This is a genomic window from Methanohalophilus euhalobius, assembly GCF_900215215.1.
In the GTDB taxonomy this organism is placed as follows: domain Archaea; phylum Halobacteriota; class Methanosarcinia; order Methanosarcinales; family Methanosarcinaceae; genus Methanohalophilus; species Methanohalophilus euhalobius.
In genome coordinates, this window is record NZ_OBDR01000008.1 from 13,679 (window position 1) to 29,896 (window position 16,218).

The 16,218-nt window shown below is 45.1% G+C and carries 20 protein-coding genes; 8 read left to right on the forward strand and 12 right to left on the reverse strand.

The annotated features are described in order from the left end of the window. Window positions 1–58: 58 nt before the first annotated feature. Window positions 59–1,387: a bifunctional hydroxymethylpyrimidine kinase/phosphomethylpyrimidine kinase gene (thiD, locus tag CP947_RS07540; RefSeq protein WP_096712610.1), complete on the reverse strand. Its 1,329-nt coding sequence runs from the start codon at window positions 1,385–1,387 to the stop codon at window positions 59–61. A gap of 165 nt (window positions 1,388–1,552) precedes the next feature. Between thiD and CP947_RS07545 the strand changes: the two genes are divergently transcribed. The 3 genes from CP947_RS07545 to purF all read left to right on the forward strand — a co-directional run bounded on the left by CP947_RS07545 (window position 1,553) and on the right by purF (window position 3,462). Beyond that, window positions 1,553–1,771, forward strand: a complete 219-nt coding sequence (locus CP947_RS07545; RefSeq protein ID WP_072358970.1) for an LSm family protein — start codon at window positions 1,553–1,555, stop codon at window positions 1,769–1,771. A 79-nt stretch (window positions 1,772–1,850) separates the two neighbouring features. Continuing rightward, entirely contained in the window at window positions 1,851–2,021 is a 171-nt protein-coding gene (locus tag CP947_RS07550; protein WP_072358969.1) for a 50S ribosomal protein L37e, read from the forward strand. Between the two features lie 28 nt (window positions 2,022–2,049). Next, window positions 2,050–3,462, forward strand: coding sequence for an amidophosphoribosyltransferase (gene purF / locus CP947_RS07555; protein WP_096712611.1), 1,413 nt, complete (start codon window positions 2,050–2,052; stop codon window positions 3,460–3,462). Here purF and CP947_RS07560 read toward each other — a convergent pair. Continuing rightward, window positions 3,449–3,895, reverse strand: a complete 447-nt coding sequence (locus CP947_RS07560) for a phosphatase PAP2 family protein (RefSeq protein WP_096712612.1) — start codon at window positions 3,893–3,895, stop codon at window positions 3,449–3,451. The two genes, purF and CP947_RS07560, sit on opposite strands and share 14 nt — an antisense overlap. 126 nt (window positions 3,896–4,021) lie before the next feature. Here CP947_RS07560 and CP947_RS07565 point away from each other — a divergent pair, with 126 nt between their 5' ends. Both CP947_RS07565 and CP947_RS07570 read left to right on the forward strand, forming a co-directional pair. Continuing rightward, entirely contained in the window at window positions 4,022–7,630 is a 3,609-nt protein-coding gene (locus CP947_RS07565) for a hydantoinase B/oxoprolinase family protein (protein ID WP_096712613.1), read from the forward strand. After that, window positions 7,614–8,153: a M23 family metallopeptidase gene (locus CP947_RS07570; RefSeq protein WP_096712614.1), complete on the forward strand. Its 540-nt coding sequence runs from the start codon at window positions 7,614–7,616 to the stop codon at window positions 8,151–8,153. Before CP947_RS07565 ends, CP947_RS07570 begins: the two co-directional genes overlap by 17 nt. A 71-nt stretch (window positions 8,154–8,224) precedes the next feature. Here the strand turns inward: CP947_RS07570 and CP947_RS07575 are convergent, their stop codons facing one another. Next, entirely contained in the window at window positions 8,225–8,527 is a 303-nt protein-coding gene (locus CP947_RS07575) for a hypothetical protein (protein ID WP_132130918.1), read from the reverse strand. Window positions 8,528–8,996: 469 nt separating this feature from the next. On the opposite strand from CP947_RS07575, the gene hdrC reads away from it, so the two are divergent. Next, complete coding sequence (hdrC, locus tag CP947_RS07580) at window positions 8,997–9,485, forward strand: CoB--CoM heterodisulfide reductase subunit C (protein WP_096712616.1); 489 nt, start codon at window positions 8,997–8,999, stop codon at window positions 9,483–9,485. Continuing rightward, a complete protein-coding gene (hdrB, locus tag CP947_RS07585; protein ID WP_096712617.1) occupies window positions 9,482–10,360 on the forward strand; it encodes a CoB--CoM heterodisulfide reductase subunit B in 879 nt (292 codons plus the stop codon). The genes hdrC and hdrB overlap by 4 nt, the downstream gene beginning before the upstream one ends. A gap of 21 nt (window positions 10,361–10,381) precedes the next feature. Here hdrB and CP947_RS10940 read toward each other — a convergent pair whose 3' ends face one another. Beyond that, window positions 10,382–10,513: a hypothetical protein gene (locus CP947_RS10940; protein WP_279387837.1), complete on the reverse strand. Its 132-nt coding sequence runs from the start codon at window positions 10,511–10,513 to the stop codon at window positions 10,382–10,384. Window positions 10,514–10,650: 137 nt separating this feature from the next. Between CP947_RS10940 and CP947_RS07590 the strand changes: the two genes are divergently transcribed. After that, a complete protein-coding gene (locus CP947_RS07590; RefSeq protein WP_096712618.1) occupies window positions 10,651–11,271 on the forward strand; it encodes an endonuclease III domain-containing protein in 621 nt (206 codons plus the stop codon). A gap of 15 nt (window positions 11,272–11,286) precedes the next feature. Here the strand turns inward: CP947_RS07590 and mtrH are convergent, their stop codons facing one another. From mtrH to mtrE, 8 genes are read right to left on the reverse strand one after another with little or no spacing between them, the layout of a single operon-like run. Next, window positions 11,287–12,243, reverse strand: coding sequence for a tetrahydromethanopterin S-methyltransferase subunit H (gene mtrH / locus CP947_RS07595; protein WP_096712619.1), 957 nt, complete (start codon window positions 12,241–12,243; stop codon window positions 11,287–11,289). Window positions 12,244–12,258: 15 nt separating this feature from the next. After that, window positions 12,259–12,492: a tetrahydromethanopterin S-methyltransferase subunit MtrG gene (mtrG, locus tag CP947_RS07600; protein ID WP_096712620.1), complete on the reverse strand. Its 234-nt coding sequence runs from the start codon at window positions 12,490–12,492 to the stop codon at window positions 12,259–12,261. Between the two features lies 1 nt (window position 12,493). Then, the gene (locus CP947_RS07605) at window positions 12,494–12,721 is read right to left on the reverse strand and encodes a tetrahydromethanopterin S-methyltransferase subunit F (protein ID WP_096712621.1); all 228 of its coding nucleotides are present in this window, start codon (window positions 12,719–12,721) and stop codon (window positions 12,494–12,496) included. A gap of 5 nt (window positions 12,722–12,726) precedes the next feature. Further along, entirely contained in the window at window positions 12,727–13,449 is a 723-nt protein-coding gene (mtrA, locus tag CP947_RS07610) for a tetrahydromethanopterin S-methyltransferase subunit A (protein ID WP_096712622.1), read from the reverse strand. Between the two features lies 1 nt (window position 13,450). Beyond that, window positions 13,451–13,774, reverse strand: coding sequence for a tetrahydromethanopterin S-methyltransferase subunit B (locus CP947_RS07615; RefSeq protein ID WP_096712623.1), 324 nt, complete (start codon window positions 13,772–13,774; stop codon window positions 13,451–13,453). Continuing rightward, on the reverse strand, window positions 13,771–14,586 hold the full coding sequence (gene mtrC / locus CP947_RS07620; RefSeq protein WP_096712624.1) for a tetrahydromethanopterin S-methyltransferase subunit MtrC: 816 nt from the start codon (window positions 14,584–14,586) through the stop codon (window positions 13,771–13,773). Before mtrC ends, CP947_RS07615 begins: the two co-directional genes overlap by 4 nt. A 1-nt stretch (window position 14,587) precedes the next feature. Next, window positions 14,588–15,307: a tetrahydromethanopterin S-methyltransferase subunit D gene (gene mtrD, locus CP947_RS07625; RefSeq protein ID WP_096712625.1), complete on the reverse strand. Its 720-nt coding sequence runs from the start codon at window positions 15,305–15,307 to the stop codon at window positions 14,588–14,590. Beyond that, window positions 15,304–16,212, reverse strand: coding sequence for a tetrahydromethanopterin S-methyltransferase subunit E (gene mtrE / locus CP947_RS07630; RefSeq protein WP_096712626.1), 909 nt, complete (start codon window positions 16,210–16,212; stop codon window positions 15,304–15,306). The genes mtrD and mtrE overlap by 4 nt, the downstream gene beginning before the upstream one ends. Between the last annotated feature and the right edge of the window lie 6 nt (window positions 16,213–16,218).

The following is a 16,218-nucleotide window of genomic DNA, read 5'->3' on the forward strand; positions in this document are numbered from 1 at the left end:
GGAAATAACAAATATTAGGTATAAATCTGTACTTACTTATACCTATACCCAAAACCGATCAGTTAATTCGTTCGACTATTCGCAGGGCCATCTCCACCACATCTGTAGCATTCTTGCCAAGCAGTCTTATCATGGGTTCTTTTCCGACATCGCCTTCATCATATATGATTTCAGGAACCTTACCATATTTTTCTATTGCATAAGCCGTGCCCCAATCCATTGTACTCACATCGGAAGGCTCGTCCTTGCGTTCAAAGGAAGCAATGCCAAAGCCCATCTGGCTGCAGGCAGCAAGTATCTCCTTACTGTACTTAACATTCAGGCATGCCCTGATTTCAGGATTGGAATGTATAGCAGCAAGTACCACTCTTCCAACATGTTTACTGGCACCAAACCCAACACACCCTGATGCCACAGGCCTGCCTTTTGAACGGGTTATACGACCGTGTACGCCGGCTACGTCGGATATTGTTTCCGCCTCGGGAGTTGCCATGGCAATATTGCACCCTACCTCAGGGATGAGTTTTGAAAAAGCCTTTTCCGAAAGCAAGAGATCCAGGGCCTCGGTAGTATTCACAAAAGTATGGTATTTTGCAGCTGAATTACGCAGAAAAGCAAGCGGATCTACCGGGGATACACCCATTCCAACATCGGTACTTCTGGAAATGGCATTTTCTACAAATCTTTTGGCACACCTTGCAGCCTCGGGCACTCTCAATTCATTTGAGAGATAAACAAGCAAAGCCGCCGAATAGGTACACCCGGAACCATGAGTTCCCCCTTCAACAAATCGACTTGATATTGTTGTAAATGTGTCATTGTGGGATTCGTAGACAAGATCCGAAGCATCAAAATGGCCTCCTGTGATTATTACATTATCCACACCGTGTTTTGCTATCCTGCGAGCTGCTTTCTGCCCGTCTTCCCAGGTGTTTATCGTAACTCCTGACAGGGCTTTTGCCTCATATATGTTGGGAGTTACAACAAAAGCCAGAGGCAACAATGTTTCTTTCAGGGTATTAAGCGCAGATTCAGCAAGCAAGGTGCCTCCGGCCTCGGCAGCCATTACAGGATCCACAACCAGTTTAAGACGATGCTTCTTTACCTCAGATGCAACCGCATCGATAATTTCAGGAGAAGAAAGCATTCCTGTTTTTGCCCACTTTACATCCATATCCGTACATACCGTATAAATCTGAGAGGATATGTGGGATAGAGGCACCTCCGTTGAATCCTGCAGTCCCATAGTGTTCTGGGAGGTGATGCATGTAACGGCGCATGTGGGATGCATTCCCAGTGCCGAAAAGGTACGAATGTCTGCTTCTATACCGGCACCGCCGCCGGAATCCGAACCTGCTATCGTAAGGGCTACCTTTGTATTGCTCATATAATTCCACCTGATGATAATTTCTTTGACTGATGCAGAATATCTGCGATACCTTTATATATAGTATTTGCACCATGAGAGATTTACATTATTGCATGCAAACACCCAATTAAATTCGTATGGGTAACTTAGATTTAAATATTTATACCTACGGGGCAATTCAATATGGGAAACAGACCTCTGGATATACTGAACAACGCATTAAACACAGCCGTAATCGTAAGATTGAAAGGTGCAAGAGAATTTCGTGGAACACTTCAGGGATATGACGTTCACATGAATCTGGTACTGGATGAAGCTGAAGAAATCAAGGAAGGAGAAATAGTCCGCAAGATTGGCAGCGTTGTTGTCCGTGGCGATAATGTTGTATATGTATCTCCGTAACCTATAAGAATAATCAGGGCAATCAATGGTACCCTTCAAAATACTGATTACTACTATCCATATTACAAGGTGATAAATAATGTCAAAAGGTACTCCCTCAAGAGGAAAAAGACAGAAACGTACACATGCTAAATGCAGACGTTGTGGTAGCGTATCTCTTAACATCCATACCAAACAGTGCACATCATGCGGATTTGGTAAGACTTCACGTATGAGAAGTTACAAGTGGCAGCGCAAGTGCAAATACTGATTACTCTTATTCTTTTGCTGAGGTGCAAATGAAGGAAGAATGCGGTGTTGTAGGGATTTTACTGGATGATACAAAATCCCAATCAAAAACCGCCGCACTTCAGATTTACTATTCTCTCTATGCACTACAGCACAGGGGCCAGGAATCCACCGGCATTACTGTTTACAATGGTGGTTCAACCCATTCGCTGAAAGGGATGGGTCTTGTCCCGGAAGTTTATACAATGGAAGACATTGTTAAACTTGTAGGCCATGTGGGAATCGGTCATGTCCGCTATTCCACAACGGGCCAGTCACGCATAGAAAATTGCCAGCCCCTAATTGTGAATTACAAAAGTGGTACTGTAGCTATTGCTCATAATGGCAACCTGATAAACGGCAGCGACCTGCGGGACGAACTGGAATCAGAAGGCAGGATTTTCATTACCGATTCTGACACCGAAGTTGTTGCCCACCTTCTTGTCAAGGAACTGCTAAAGCATGGACCTGTAGAATCTATCAAGAATGTAATGAAAAGGCTTAAGGGGTCATATTCCCTGGCCATAATGATCGATAACCTCCTGGTAGCCGCCAGGGACCCCCTTGGAATCAAACCTCTCTGCATAGGAAAAACTGACCTTGGGCTGGTAGTTGCATCCGAAAGTGTGGCCATTGATACATTAAACGGCAAACTTATCCGGGATGTAAAACCCGGCGAAGTCATTGTATTAAAAGATGGTCAAGTGGAAAGCCATCAGGTATACAATACCACACATGCGGCACATTGTGTTTTTGAATATATTTATTTTGCAAGACCTGATTCTGTAATTGATGGGCAGCTCGTCTACAAAGTAAGGGAACGTATTGGCAGGGAACTTGCAAAAGAACATCCTGTAGAAGCAGACATTATTTCCCCTGTGCCTGACTCGGGCATAACTTCTGCTGTCGGGTATACCAGGGAATCAGGCATCCAGTATCAGGAAGGCTTGATGAAAAATCGTTATATTGGCAGGACCTTCATTCTTCCGGGCCAGGAAATGAGGGAAACAGCCGTCAGGCTCAAGATGAACACTATTGCAGAAAACATAGAGGACAAAAGGGTAATACTCATCGATGACAGTGTTGTAAGGGGAACTACTTCCCGAAGAATCATCAATATGATAAAAGACTCCGGTGCCAGAGAAGTACACGCCAGAATTGGGAGCCCAGCTATAATTGCCCCCTGTTATATGGGTATTGATATGGCTACCCGTGAGGAATTAATTGCGGCCAACAACAAAGTAGAAAATATTTGTAATACCATAAACGCAGATTCCCTGGGCTATCTAAGTATCGACGGACTGGTCAGAGCCATAGGTCTTGACAAAGAAGATCTATGTATGGGATGTCTGACAGAAGTATATCCACTGGAAATTCCCGGGGAAAAATGCCAGTGCAGGCAAACCCGGCTTAATCAATTCTAAACCTTTTTACTTTTCTTACAAATGCAGGATACAAAAGCAAACCTGCATAACCCAGAATAATACCTGCTATTGCACCTGCTATAACATCCGAAGGATAATGTACACCCACCACTATCCGGCTGATACCCATCATTATGGCAAATATCCAGAATAAATAACTTGATTTGCCTGAAACTGGATGCAAAAAACTGGCAGTTCCAAAAGCCAGTGCTGTGTGACTGCTGGGAAAAGAATAACCGGCTGCATCCACAAGGATACGTCCGGTTTCTGGCCTGGGGACCATGAATAATGATTTAATCCAATAAACAAGCAGCCATATTATGAACAAAAGTGACAAGTAATAGACTGCATAGGATTTACCTTTAAATATATATAGAAATGCAGCGATTAACAACCATATAAACAGGTTTCCCGCTATTGTCAGGGGGACCATAATAAAATCAAGAGCCTGAATGGAATTTATGTAATGAAATAATTGTAAATCAAATTCCTAAAATGGCATTGATATAATATTATAAGCCAGATATAAATAATTTTGCAGGATAATCGCTGTGAAAACATGCAAAACAATTCAAACTCCTGGGACTTCTGGATCGACAGAGGTGGCACATTCACCGATATCGTGGCCCTGAAACCGGACGGGAAACTCCTGACACACAAACTCCTGTCCGACAATCCCGAACAATACGAAGATGCTGCTATAGAAGGAATTCGACAAATCCTGAATCTCGGAAAAGATGAAACCCTTCCTGCAGAAAAAATTGCATCTATCCGTATGGGAACCACTGTAGGAACAAATGCACTGCTTGAGCGCAGGGGAGAGCCTACAGTACTTGTAATAACGGAAAGGTTCAGGGATATCCTGAAAATAGGATACCAGAACCGCCCCTCTATATTTGCACTTGATATAAAAAAACCCGAAGTCCTCTATGAGGAAGTTATTGAAGTCAGGCAAAGATACAGCTCTGACGGAACAATAGTAACTCCTCTGAACTGTGAGGACATCAAAGAAAAACTTATGGAATATTACCATAAAGGTTACCGCTCTGTCGCAGTTGCCCTTATGCATTCATTTCGCTATCCTGCTCACGAAGAGCAAATCGAAAAGATTGCACATAATGCAGGATATACCAATATATCCCTATCCCATCGCACAAGCCCGTTAAGCAAGCTGGTTGCCCGGGCAGAAACAACAGTTGTGGATGCATACCTGTCCCCGGTGCTGGAACATTATGTAAACCTGGTACGCAACAAACTCAATGATCAGAAAAACTCGACTGATCTTTTTTTCATGCAATCCAGCGGCGGACTTGTCGACGGAAACAGTTTCAGGGGCAAAGACAGTATTCTTTCTGGACCTGCCGGCGGTATCGTAGGATCAGCAGAAGTCTGCAGGATGGCAGGGTTTGATCGGGTAATCAGTTTTGATATGGGAGGTACATCCACCGATGTAGCCCATTACAGGGGAGAAATGGAACGAACCCTTGAATCAACTATCTCAGGAACACATCTGCACACTCCAATGCTGAACATACATACTGTTGCTGCAGGCGGTGGATCAATCCTGCATTTTGAAGATGGCAGGTTCCAGGCAGGACCTGATTCTGCGGGAGCCGACCCCGGACCCGCCTGTTACAGGAAAGGAGGGCCACTTACCGTTACTGACTGTAACGTAATGCTGGGCAAGATCAGCCCACAGAATTTTCCCCGCATTTTCGGTGAAAATGCGGATTTATCCCTTGACAGGGAAATTGTTGTGGAAAAATTTTGTGAACTTGCAGAAGAAATAAAGTTGCAAACCGGCAAAAGCATGAATCCGGAAGAAGTTGCCGAAGGTTTCCTGAAGGTGGCAGTGGAAAATATGGCTAATGCCATCAAACATATTTCGGTGAAAAGAGGGTATAATCTTGAAGATTACATTCTCTGTTGTTTCGGAGGTGCAGGAGCCCAACATGCGGGTCTTGTAGCTGATTCTCTGGGAATTGAAAAAATACTGATTCATCCCTTTGCAGGAGTACTGTCAGCCTACGGAATGGGACTTGCAGACAGACGGGTAATCGAGGAGAAGGCTCTGGAAAAGTATCTTGAAGAAGGGATTGAAAAGGAACTGACAGGTGTTACAAAGAACCTTTCTGAAAAAGGAATGGAACGCATGCTTGCCACAGGTGACAGGAATATTGACATCGAAACCGTGGAAAGGGTCCGCCTGAAATATGAAGGTACTGAAACAACTTTTGATGTGCCATATGGCCCTATAGACGAAATGACAAAAATGTTTTACAACCTGCACATAGAACGTTTTGGTTTTGTAAGCGAAAATAGAAAACTGGTAGTAGATTCTGTTTATGTGGAAATTATTGGGAAGAACCAGATACCTGCAGAAACCACCCATTTATTAACAGATAAAAACCCGAAACCTGCATCTTCAAAGGAAGTTTACATGGAAGGGAGATGGCACCGGATACCTTTGTTCACAAGGGATGTTCTCAAACCCGGCAATCGGATCACCGGTCCTGCCCTGATCATGGAAGATACAACTACCATTGTACTGGAACGTAAATGGCAGGCTTGCGTAACAGAACACAATCATTTGCTACTGGAAAAAAAGATGACAAAGTCCAGACCGGATATTGGTACTGAAGTCAATCCTGTCATGCTTGAGATATTCAATAACCGTTTCATGTCAGTAGCCGAGCAGATGGGATACAGGTTGCGCAATGCAGCCCATTCGGTAAATATTAAGGAGAGACTGGATTTTTCCTGTGCAATCTTTGATGGCAGCGGTAACCTTGTTGCAAATGCGCCCCACATCCCGGTACACCTGGGCTCCATGGAAGACGCAGTAAAAGAGGTAATCCGCAATCATGAGAATGATTTCAGCGAAGGTGATACCTACATTCTCAATTCCCCCTATCATGGAGGGACCCATCTGCCCGATATAACCGCAGTTTCCCCGCTTATTAGCAACGGAAAACCACAATTTTATGTAGCATCCAGAGGCCACCATGCGGATATCGGCGGGATTACTCCAGGTTCCATGCCACCATTAAGCAAGAGGATCGAGGAAGAAGGAGTTCTTATTGAAGAATTCAAACTTACAGAGCAAGGAAAATTTCGGGAAGAAGAATTTGTGGAACTTTTCAATCAGGCAACATATCCCCCTCGAAACCCCGACCAGAACATCGCAGATCTCAAAGCACAGATTGCTGCCAACCAGAAAGGAATAGAAGAACTCCGCAAACTTGTTGATACCTATTCCCTGAAAACCATTACTGCATACATGCAACATGTACAGGATAATGCCGAAATGGCAGTGGAAAAAGTGATTGATATTTTAGAAGATGGAGATTTCGAGTACACACTGGATGATGACAGTAAAATTGCAGTAAGGTTAAGAATTGACAGGGATAACACAAAAGCAACCATCGATTTTACAAACACTTCACCTCAAACAAAAAGCAATTTCAATGCACCGTCTGCAGTCTGCAAAGCTGCGGTACTTTATGTATTCCGGACACTTGTGCAGGATGATATTCCGCTTAATTCGGGCTGTCTCAGGCCTATTACGATAATCATTCCCGATAATTCGATGCTTAATCCTTCATATCCTGCAGCTGTTGTGGCCGGCAATGTCGAAACTTCCCAATACATCGTGGATTGCCTTTACGGAGCCCTCGGTATACTTGCACCGTCCCAGGGAACAATGAATAATTTCACGTTCGGCAATGACAGATTCCAGTATTATGAGACCATCTGCGGAGGGGCAGGAGCAGGCAATGGTTTTGATGGAGAAGATGCGGTTCAGACACACATGACTAATTCTCTGATTACAGACCCCGAAATAATGGAATTACGTTTTCCTGTCAGAATAGAAGAATTCAGTATTCGAAGGGGTAGTGGAGGAGCGGGAAAATTTCAGGGAGGCAATGGCGTGATCAGAAGGATACGTTTTCTCAAAAAAATGAAGGCAGCAATTCTTTCAAGCCACAGGAAATACCCGCCAAAGGGAATGGCAGGCGGAGAAACTGCAAGCACCGGCGAAAACATCTTAAAAAAGAAAAGTGGGCAAACTATTGAACTTTCAGCAGCTGATGAAATGGAAGTGGAAGAAGGAGATGTATTCATAATTAAAACTCCCGGAGGAGGAGGCTATGGAAACAGGGAATGAAAAAAACTGCGCCCTTCAAGTACCGGTACATATACCTGCTGATGGTGAATCGGGTTGTTTCTGGGAAGACAGAAAAGACCGCCACCACTGTGGCATTGACCTTTATGCAGAAAAAGGAACCCCGGTTTTTGCCATAGAGGAAGGGGAAGTTGTAGAAATTGAAATAATGACCTCTTCCTCAATGATAGAGTACTGGAATGAAACCTACCATCTAATAGTACGGGGAAATTCCGGGAAATATTACAAATACGGGGAAATGGGCATGACCATTCCGGAAAAGGGTTCAAGGGTCAAAAAATATGACCGGATTGGAAAAGTCGGACAGGTACTCAACCCTGAGATGATAGATAGCACATCACCCCGATACATCCAGGCACTCAAAGAAAAAAATCCTGCCATGCTGCATCTTGAAATATGGGAAAAATACCCTGTTACAGATAATAAATTGTATCTGGGAGGCAACTGGTTCGGGTCCAAAAAACCGCCGGGCCTCTTGAACCCCCTGCATTATTTGCATAAATGAAAATCATTCTCTGTAGAATTCCTTTCATATGACTTCAGCTAATAAATCAGCATTTCTATAAGAAAAAATTCCTAGTGTGATTTTGAATGAAAAAAGGAGGTGAATCCACTGATAACAACACCGTCGGCATTCACATTAAATACGTCATCTGTCTCTATATGATGACGATCTGAGATAATGGCAGCATTCACTATTGTATCGGCAGGGTTACCGGATTTGGAAATTATTGTGAGTTTTTTATTAATGTAGACACTTTCCGTGTAATTCCCGGGATACACAAGGATTGTATCTCCTGATGTTGCATTATTTACAGCCTGCTGCATTGATCTGTAATCCGCTCCTTGGCTACCGTCAACTGTGAGTGTATCTGCCATTGCAGGGAGTGTTGTGATTGTAAGGATGATGAATGCTATTAATAGTGCTCCATATTTGATTCCCTCAATAATAAATTAAAGACAATTATGTGAAGGACTTTCACACAATTGATGTCTTACAAAATCTTTTCAGGTTTATGGTGCCCGGAATGCCGCAATCGTTGCTTTGCAGGCAAAGATGTGGGGTCCTGACTGATTGAACACTTTCTAACCTCACATCGAAAATTATGTTTGATATTATACTATATAGTGTTGTTGGCAGTGAATATTTATTCTTATGTTTAGGTTAAGTTAAAAATATTTTACCTAGCAGGTATGCTGCCCCCTGTCCAAGTTTACAGGAAAGACAACATTATTGGATACTCTGCCAGCTGCACCTCAGAAATAATCCGGTCCCACAAACTTCCACAACGAAATGCCTCATCTTTATAACAAATGAAAATCTACTTGCAGGTAGGTGAATATAATCATGGCAGGTACGCCCTCAATTGAGGAGGTTATAGAGGATTTCAATGTCCTGAAATGTATGCAGTGTGGCGTATGCAGTGGTAGTTGCCCCTCCGGCAGGCAGGCCAGTCTGAATGTCAGGCGGCTTGTGCGCAAAATCGGGAAAGACCATACAGCCATTTCCGATGAGACCCTCTGGATGTGTACGACGTGCTACAACTGTCAGGAGAGGTGTCCCAGGGGTATTGCAATTGTGGATGCCATACTCGCTGTGCGAAGTATTGCTGCTCATGAAGGACTGATTCTGGAGCGACACAGGCATGTGGCCAATCTGCTTCAGGAACATGGCCATGCTGTACCTATTGATGACACTCACAGAGAAAAACGCATGCAATTGGGCCTGAACTCCCTGCCTTCCACGGTCCATAGCCATCCCGATGCCCTGAAAGACGTAAAGCGCCTGCTTGCAAGTTGTGGTTTCGGGGAAATTACAGGAGGTGAGGAGCAATGAAAATATCCCTGTTCCTGGGCTGTCTTGTGCCCAACCGCTATCCTGGAATCGAAAAAGCCACAGGGATTTGCCTTGAATATCTGGGTATCGACTGGAAAGAGCTGGAAGGCGCATCCTGTTGTCCGGCACCCGGTGTATTCCGCTCGTTCGATGAGCCCACCTGGCTGGCCCTGGCTTCCAGGAACATCACATTGTCGGAGACGGATGAGAGGGATGTCCTGACAATCTGTAACGGTTGTTATGGGTCCCTGGCGGATGCCAATCTCAAACTGAAAAACAACTCTCTCCTGAAAGAGCAGACCAACAGCCATCTGTCACAAATAGGTCGCCATTTTGACGGTACCATTGATGTACGCCATATCATCGAATTCCTGTATTCTGAAATCGGTGTGCAAAAAATAAAAGAAAAAATTGTCAGGCCCCTGGATCTGAAAGTGGCCGTTCATTACGGTTGTCATATGCTCAAACCTTCATCAAGCAGGGCTACTGACAGTGTTGAGCGCCCTTCTGTTTTTGATGAACTGGTGGAAGCACTGGGCTGCACAAGTGTGGATTATCCCGATAAGATGGAATGTTGCGGTGCCGGTGGCGGTGTCAGGTCAGCCCTGGGTGAAACGGCCCTTGCAATCACCGAACACAAACTGGGCAAGATTGAAGAGGCAGGTGTAGATTGCATCGTGGAAGCATGTCCTTTCTGTCACATGCAGTTTGATGCGGGCCAGGTATCCCTTGCAGGCAAAGGCAGGGAATTTGGCATCCCCGTAATTCACTACTCCCAGTTACTGGCCCTCTCACTGGGCTATTCTGCAGAGGCTGTCGGTATAGATCTCAATGAAATGGATTGTTCGGATTTCTGTAATTTACTTGGTAAATAAAAAAGACTGAGCGCCCTGGGCTCAGTAATTGTAGAGGGATGTATAGGTAACTTCCACATCTCCCTTGGCAGGTACTTCCACCTTGAACTCGATGGTGTTTGCATCCTGCTTGGTTGTAGGAATGGGATGATTCGGTGAATCCCCAGTCTCCATAGAAACGTTCCACTATCACAACATCCTCGGTTGTTTCCTTGTAATTGGAAATCGTAATCTTGTTCGTGTTCCTGTATCTGTTGGTTCCGATTCTCCATCAGGTAAACCTTATTATTTTGCATAACATTAGGTTATCCATGGACACAGAAGAAATATTCGACAGATTGAAACCCCTCTATCCCCATGAATACTTTTCCACTGAAAGGGATCCTTTCTACATATTGATATCAACTGTTCTTTCCCAGCGCACCAGGGATGAAGTTACAGAAATTGCTTCCAGGAGACTTTTTGAGCACTATTCCACTCCTGTCCAGATGGTGGAAGCAGATATAGAAAGTATTGAAACCCTTATCAGGGATGTGGGTTTTTACAGGGTGAAAGCCGGCAGGATAAAAGAGATTTCTCAGATACTTATAGATGAATATGATTCACAGGTCCCTGCTACCATGGATGAGTTACTCAAATTACCAGGGGTTGGAAGAAAGACTGCAAACTGTGTTCTGTCCTATGCTTTTTTGGAAAAAGCAATCGCAGTGGATACTCATGTACACAGGATCTCAAACAGGCTCGGTCTTGTGGAAACCACAACCCCAGAACAGACTGAAATTGAGTTACAAAAACAGGTTCCTCTGTCTTACTGGAGAGAAGTTAACGAATTGTTTGTCCAGTTTGGCAAAACGGTGTGCAAACCTCTGTATCCGGATTGTGTGGCTTGTGTAATAGAAGATTTATGTGCTAAAAAAGAAAAGAAAAAGTAAAACCGATCTGAAATATCAGACCAGTTTGTTGATTGGGTGGTTTTCGTCTTCGATCTCAAGACCCAGTTCCTTGGCATTTTCTGCAAGGATGATATCGGTCATTGCGGTTGCCGGGAACACAGTGTTTGTGTTCTCGATTGGACCGAAGAGCTGGAAGTTGGATCCGAGGATCTGTGGCACGAGGTTTGTACCGATGTCTGTAGGCATGTAGATTGCCTTACGCTGCTCCTTGGTCTCGAACTGTTTCTTGTATGTCTTCATCCAGTCCCATGCGGATGCCATGTTGTGGTAACCTCCACCTACAGGCAGGCCAAAGTGGCCCTTTACAGCAATTACTGCACGGATGGATGAACCGGCACCGGCACCAAGGGGAGTTGCTGCAACATCGACAAGAGGTTTTGTGATTCCACAGTCTTTGGCGATATCAAGCATACCCTGTGTCTGACCGGATGCACCCTTTTCGAGTACTTCGATCTTACCCTTAAGGGTGGGGTCAACTGCATTGAATGCAAGTACGATGGATGCTTCAATGTCACTTCTCTTGACCGCTTCTATCTCTTCTTCGTGGATACTTGCGTTGATGGAGTTGTAGATTGCCCTGTCAGCAACACCTATCTCTGTAACATAATCAGCTGCTGCAGCACGGACGTCCCCTGCTGAAGAATCTATCAGGAACGGAGTCTTTTCATCGTACTCAACAAACCAGTCTATGTACTTTTTGATGGCTTCCGGGGTTTCACCCACTATCTGGTTGGCACAGGGGTTTCCTGTAGTTTCTGCCATCTCGAGCATGTTGTCCCAGAGTTTTTCTGCTGCTGGTCTGTCGAATTCTCCTGTATCTTCGTCAGTGACAATGTTGTGCCTATTGTAGAACATTGACCCGACCAGGATGGTTGGGTATTGGCCGGGTTGTCCGCCGAACTTGACATTTCCGACCTCGAATACTTCCTGCTTCTTATCAAATTTGAACATGTTATTACCTCTATTTTAGAAAAGTATCGGTGATATCGAGATATAGAGCAAGAACATCAATATGCCTGCAACTGCTCCATAGAGTATTCCTATATCCCTTCCTACTTTCTTGCCTATCTTCTGTGTGATTTCACTGTTGGCAAACTCGATTTTCTCGTCTATATCATTGAGTTTCTTGAGTATTTCATCAAAATCCTCCGAGTCCACCACTACGGCTGGAATATTGTTATTCGCTTGTTCGTCAGCCATCTTAAATCACCTGCCATACCAATAGTGGTAGTATGATTACCATTATCAGTGCAAAAAGAAATCCGATTGTGAAACCGACTATTCCTGCGGCTGATACACCGGAATCAAGTTTTTGGTTCCTGGAAATCAGCTGGGCCCTGTAACGGATATCTTCGACCACTCGATCAATAGCGCCCATTTTTGGTTCAATGACCATTGGCACGCCTTTTCCATATTCTTCTTCCGCCATATCATTCACCTCCCGAATAATATCAGGCCAAGCAGGGACAATGTAATGGTAAGTCCGATCATTATTCCTTCAATCTTGCCTGCGTGAACACCGGCATGGAATTTATTGAACTCTCCGATCCTGGCCATTTCCCTTTCGATATCAAGTATCCTGCCACGAATTACAGAGAACTCTGATGCCATTGGTTTTAGGCCACCGACTTCTTCTTCCTCTTCTGCTTCACCGCCGACTTCTACCACAAGGGGATCTGCATCAAAAGCACCAGGATCTTTGGCTGCAAGTTCCTTTATCTTACCGGTGATAGTTCCCATGTCTTCAGTACCAATAAGATCGATACATTCGACCTGTTCCTGATACCTCTGTATAGCTTCTTCGGTCAGGTTCTCCACATATGGAATAGCACCACTGGCATTCACGATCCTGTTATCACTGACACCGTTTTTGTGCAGCATTATGAATGCATCACCGGTTATGTGTCCCTTTACTTCAGACCCGGTTACGACCAGATACCTGATATTGGGGTTTGCAATAATATGGGATACAACTTTTTCCAGACCCAGATTCTCTGTTTTACAGGGGCCAACAATAGAAGCTCCTGCATCCAGCATGGGTCCTCCCTCCAGGTGTGAACCCAGGGTAATTACTGCAACACAGTTTTCCGGATCTCCTACCTCGTATTCTCCCTTGAGGATTGGCCATCCGGGTGCTGGTTCTCTCTTTTCTGCCATTTTACAATCCTCCGGTCATGCTAAGCATGTAGATCACAATTGCCAGAATTCCTGAGAATACCAGTCCTACAATGACGCCATAGAACAGGTTGCTGTAGATACCGGCATTGTATGATGTATTTTCTCTTCCCGGGAAGGAACTTAGAAGTGGCCTGTCCGGGGCGAGGGAATTTACAAGGTCATCTGCAATCTTGTCAAGATCATCTATTCTTTCAACTATTGGATCCATGGAATATTGAATCACATCATCCCGTTCTGCTGCAAGCAGGGATGACATTGGATCCAGTACTAAATGTACTTCAGGTGCAACATGTACCATGCTCATTCCGATTCCTCCTCTTCCTTTGGCAGGAGACCTGTTCCAACCACATCATATGCATCCCTGACAACATAGTTCCTGTACTGGCTGAACGAAACATACCATATGGCCAGTCCGATGACGATTGTGGGGGCAGCGGATGCACCGGCTGAAACTGCAGAGACGATACCGGCCATTATCATTGCAATAGCACCTTTCTCGAATGCAGTGGAAAGGGTCCTGTCCTGTTTTTCATCGGGCCCGAGGTTTGCATTGAACGGATGAAGAATTGCCATACCTCCAGCGATGAAAATCAATGCGATGTAACCTGTAGCGATTACCTCTGTCAGAACCACATCAAACATGAAAGTGCCTGTCATGGCGGTACTGAGGCCTACAATGGCCAGCGTACCGGCACCTGCGATTTCTGTCATGGATTGTTCCATGATTGGAATGCCCATTCCGATTATTCTGTTGGCAAGGGCACCGATTACCAGGCCGATAACCATTGCGGTTACAAATGCAACTATGGGTCCGGCAATACCTCCGATTGCTAGGCCAAACATTGTTGCCACCACTCCCATACCCAGAGCGAGCATACCGATGGAAGGTACACCTGTACCAAGTCCATAACTGGCAACTCTGCGTACTGCAGCTGAGCCCCATACGATGGCACAAATTGCACCGAGGGCGCCTATGAATGAGAAGGCAGGTCCTGCAAACTGTACCATGAAATAGCTCAAATAAATTGCAATAAGTCCGCCTGCTGCTCCGAAAGCGATAAGTTTATTCTGGGGAATTGCCTCTGAGGCACCTCCGCCACTTCCTCCTGCAGACATTTTACAGACCTCCTATTGTAATTACACTTACAATTGCACACATAAATGTGACAATTAAAGATGTTACTACTGCTTTTGGCCACTTCTTAAACTTAGGGTCATGGAATCCTTCGATTGTACCGCCTATGTTGTAAGATGGAATCACAGCGTTGACGAAGAAAATTCCCACTGCAAAGATAGCTGCAAGGCCTATAAAGTCTGCAGAGGCCATACCGTTTGCAATACTCATCAGGGAATAATAGACAAGCGCACCGCCGATACCACCCAGACCTCCTCCAATAATACCACTTACAAATGATACAGTTGGAAGACCGTGTCCTTCGGTACCCTGTGATACATAGATATCCTGCCTGTCCTTTGTGATTGGGTCATAGTCTACCTTTGCTGAAGCCGGGGGGACACCGACACCGTAAATGTATACAAGGTTCCCGATTATCATAGTTACGCCGATCATAATCATTGCACCGACCATACCGGCTGCAAGGATCAGGGCGATACTGTCTGTCAGGTTAAGCATTGCGCCTGCTGTTACAAGTCCTGTAAGACCCGCACCTGCAGCCAGCTGTACTGTACCTGTTCCAATTCCGGTAGCCTGGGCCATTGCCGCGGGGGCACCACCCACAGGTACGAAGTGGACACTTCCGGATACGAGCACTCCTCCAAGTGTGATGAGGATCACGTATAGGAAATTGGCTGCCAGTACTCCTGCAATATCTATCATGCAGTCACCTCTTCATCTTCTTTGTACGGACCGTACTGGTTACGTGCGAAAACTTCCAGTCTGCGGTTTCCTAAGATCAAAATAAGTATGATTGCCAGTCCGGCGATAATTGCCAGCCAGCCAATATTGGCACCCATTGAAGGGTCAAATATTGTAGTAATCCAGCCACTGAGGAATACGGTCATACCAAAAGCCAGTCCTGTTACAGGTCCACCGAATTTGGCGCAGAACCAGGAATTATCGATACCGTTTCTCAGTCCGCACTCTGCTTTTCTCACGATATTACCGGAGTTTGCGGCATTAAGCCCGGATCCGAATTCCACATTCTGGAATTCACGCTCTGCACCATAGTGTACATCCCCTGTAGAAGATCCGATTGCTCCCACTGTGATACCCCATATGAATGCAAGCAGGGTAAGCGGGAAAGGATGTGCCAGGACAGATGTCATGAGATATGACACAACAAGGATACAAAATGTGGTAATGTAGGCAAATCCCATCATAACAGGTACGTGTGAACGGACCATGTCAAGATATATGGGTTGTCTGAATCTTTTCTGACTTGCGCTCCTTCCCAAATATGCAGTTGTTGCGTAAGTGCCGTGTATACCGGCTGCAATGAGAGCTCCAACTGCGATGGCAAAGACCACTGACATACTGTAGGCGCTCATAAGCACCGATGCGGATGCACCTCCGACCGCTGCCAGTAAGGCATTGGAGGGGGGTTCACCTGAAATGGCTTTGTTGAAAATCCTGTGTGGATACATCATCTGGGGTGCCAGCTGTACCTGGGAGTTCGGGTTACTCTGTGAACCGACATCGGATTCCAGATCTTCCGATGCACCGGCGATAGTTGCCGCTGCACCCATTAGTGCCAACACACCCATTCCTATGAGTGGTTCCATATATTT

Coding starts and splice junctions, on each gene's coding strand:
- thiD (WP_096712610.1), bottom strand. CDS start 1,387: ATGAGCAATACAAAGGTAGCCCTTACGATAGCAGGTTCGGATTCCGGC.
- CP947_RS07545 (WP_072358970.1), top strand. CDS start 1,553: ATGGGAAACAGACCTCTGGATATACTGAACAACGCATTAAACACAGCC.
- CP947_RS07550 (WP_072358969.1), top strand. CDS start 1,851: ATGTCAAAAGGTACTCCCTCAAGAGGAAAAAGACAGAAACGTACACAT.
- purF (WP_096712611.1), top strand. CDS start 2,050: ATGAAGGAAGAATGCGGTGTTGTAGGGATTTTACTGGATGATACAAAA.
- CP947_RS07560 (WP_096712612.1), bottom strand. CDS start 3,895: ATGGTCCCCCTGACAATAGCGGGAAACCTGTTTATATGGTTGTTAATC.
- CP947_RS07565 (WP_096712613.1), top strand. CDS start 4,022: ATGCAAAACAATTCAAACTCCTGGGACTTCTGGATCGACAGAGGTGGC.
- CP947_RS07570 (WP_096712614.1), top strand. CDS start 7,614: ATGGAAACAGGGAATGAAAAAAACTGCGCCCTTCAAGTACCGGTACAT.
- CP947_RS07575 (WP_132130918.1), bottom strand. CDS start 8,527: ATGGCAGATACACTCACAGTTGACGGTAGCCAAGGAGCGGATTACAGA.
- hdrC (WP_096712616.1), top strand. CDS start 8,997: ATGGCAGGTACGCCCTCAATTGAGGAGGTTATAGAGGATTTCAATGTC.
- hdrB (WP_096712617.1), top strand. CDS start 9,482: ATGAAAATATCCCTGTTCCTGGGCTGTCTTGTGCCCAACCGCTATCCT.
- CP947_RS10940 (WP_279387837.1), bottom strand. CDS start 10,513: ATGGAGACTGGGGATTCACCGAATCATCCCATTCCTACAACCAAGCAG.
- CP947_RS07590 (WP_096712618.1), top strand. CDS start 10,651: ATGGACACAGAAGAAATATTCGACAGATTGAAACCCCTCTATCCCCAT.
- mtrH (WP_096712619.1), bottom strand. CDS start 12,243: ATGTTCAAATTTGATAAGAAGCAGGAAGTATTCGAGGTCGGAAATGTC.
- mtrG (WP_096712620.1), bottom strand. CDS start 12,492: ATGGCTGACGAACAAGCGAATAACAATATTCCAGCCGTAGTGGTGGAC.
- CP947_RS07605 (WP_096712621.1), bottom strand. CDS start 12,721: ATGGCGGAAGAAGAATATGGAAAAGGCGTGCCAATGGTCATTGAACCA.
- mtrA (WP_096712622.1), bottom strand. CDS start 13,449: ATGGCAGAAAAGAGAGAACCAGCACCCGGATGGCCAATCCTCAAGGGA.
- CP947_RS07615 (WP_096712623.1), bottom strand. CDS start 13,774: ATGAGCATGGTACATGTTGCACCTGAAGTACATTTAGTACTGGATCCA.
- mtrC (WP_096712624.1), bottom strand. CDS start 14,586: ATGTCTGCAGGAGGAAGTGGCGGAGGTGCCTCAGAGGCAATTCCCCAG.
- mtrD (WP_096712625.1), bottom strand. CDS start 15,307: ATGATAGATATTGCAGGAGTACTGGCAGCCAATTTCCTATACGTGATC.
- mtrE (WP_096712626.1), bottom strand. CDS start 16,212: ATGGAACCACTCATAGGAATGGGTGTGTTGGCACTAATGGGTGCAGCG.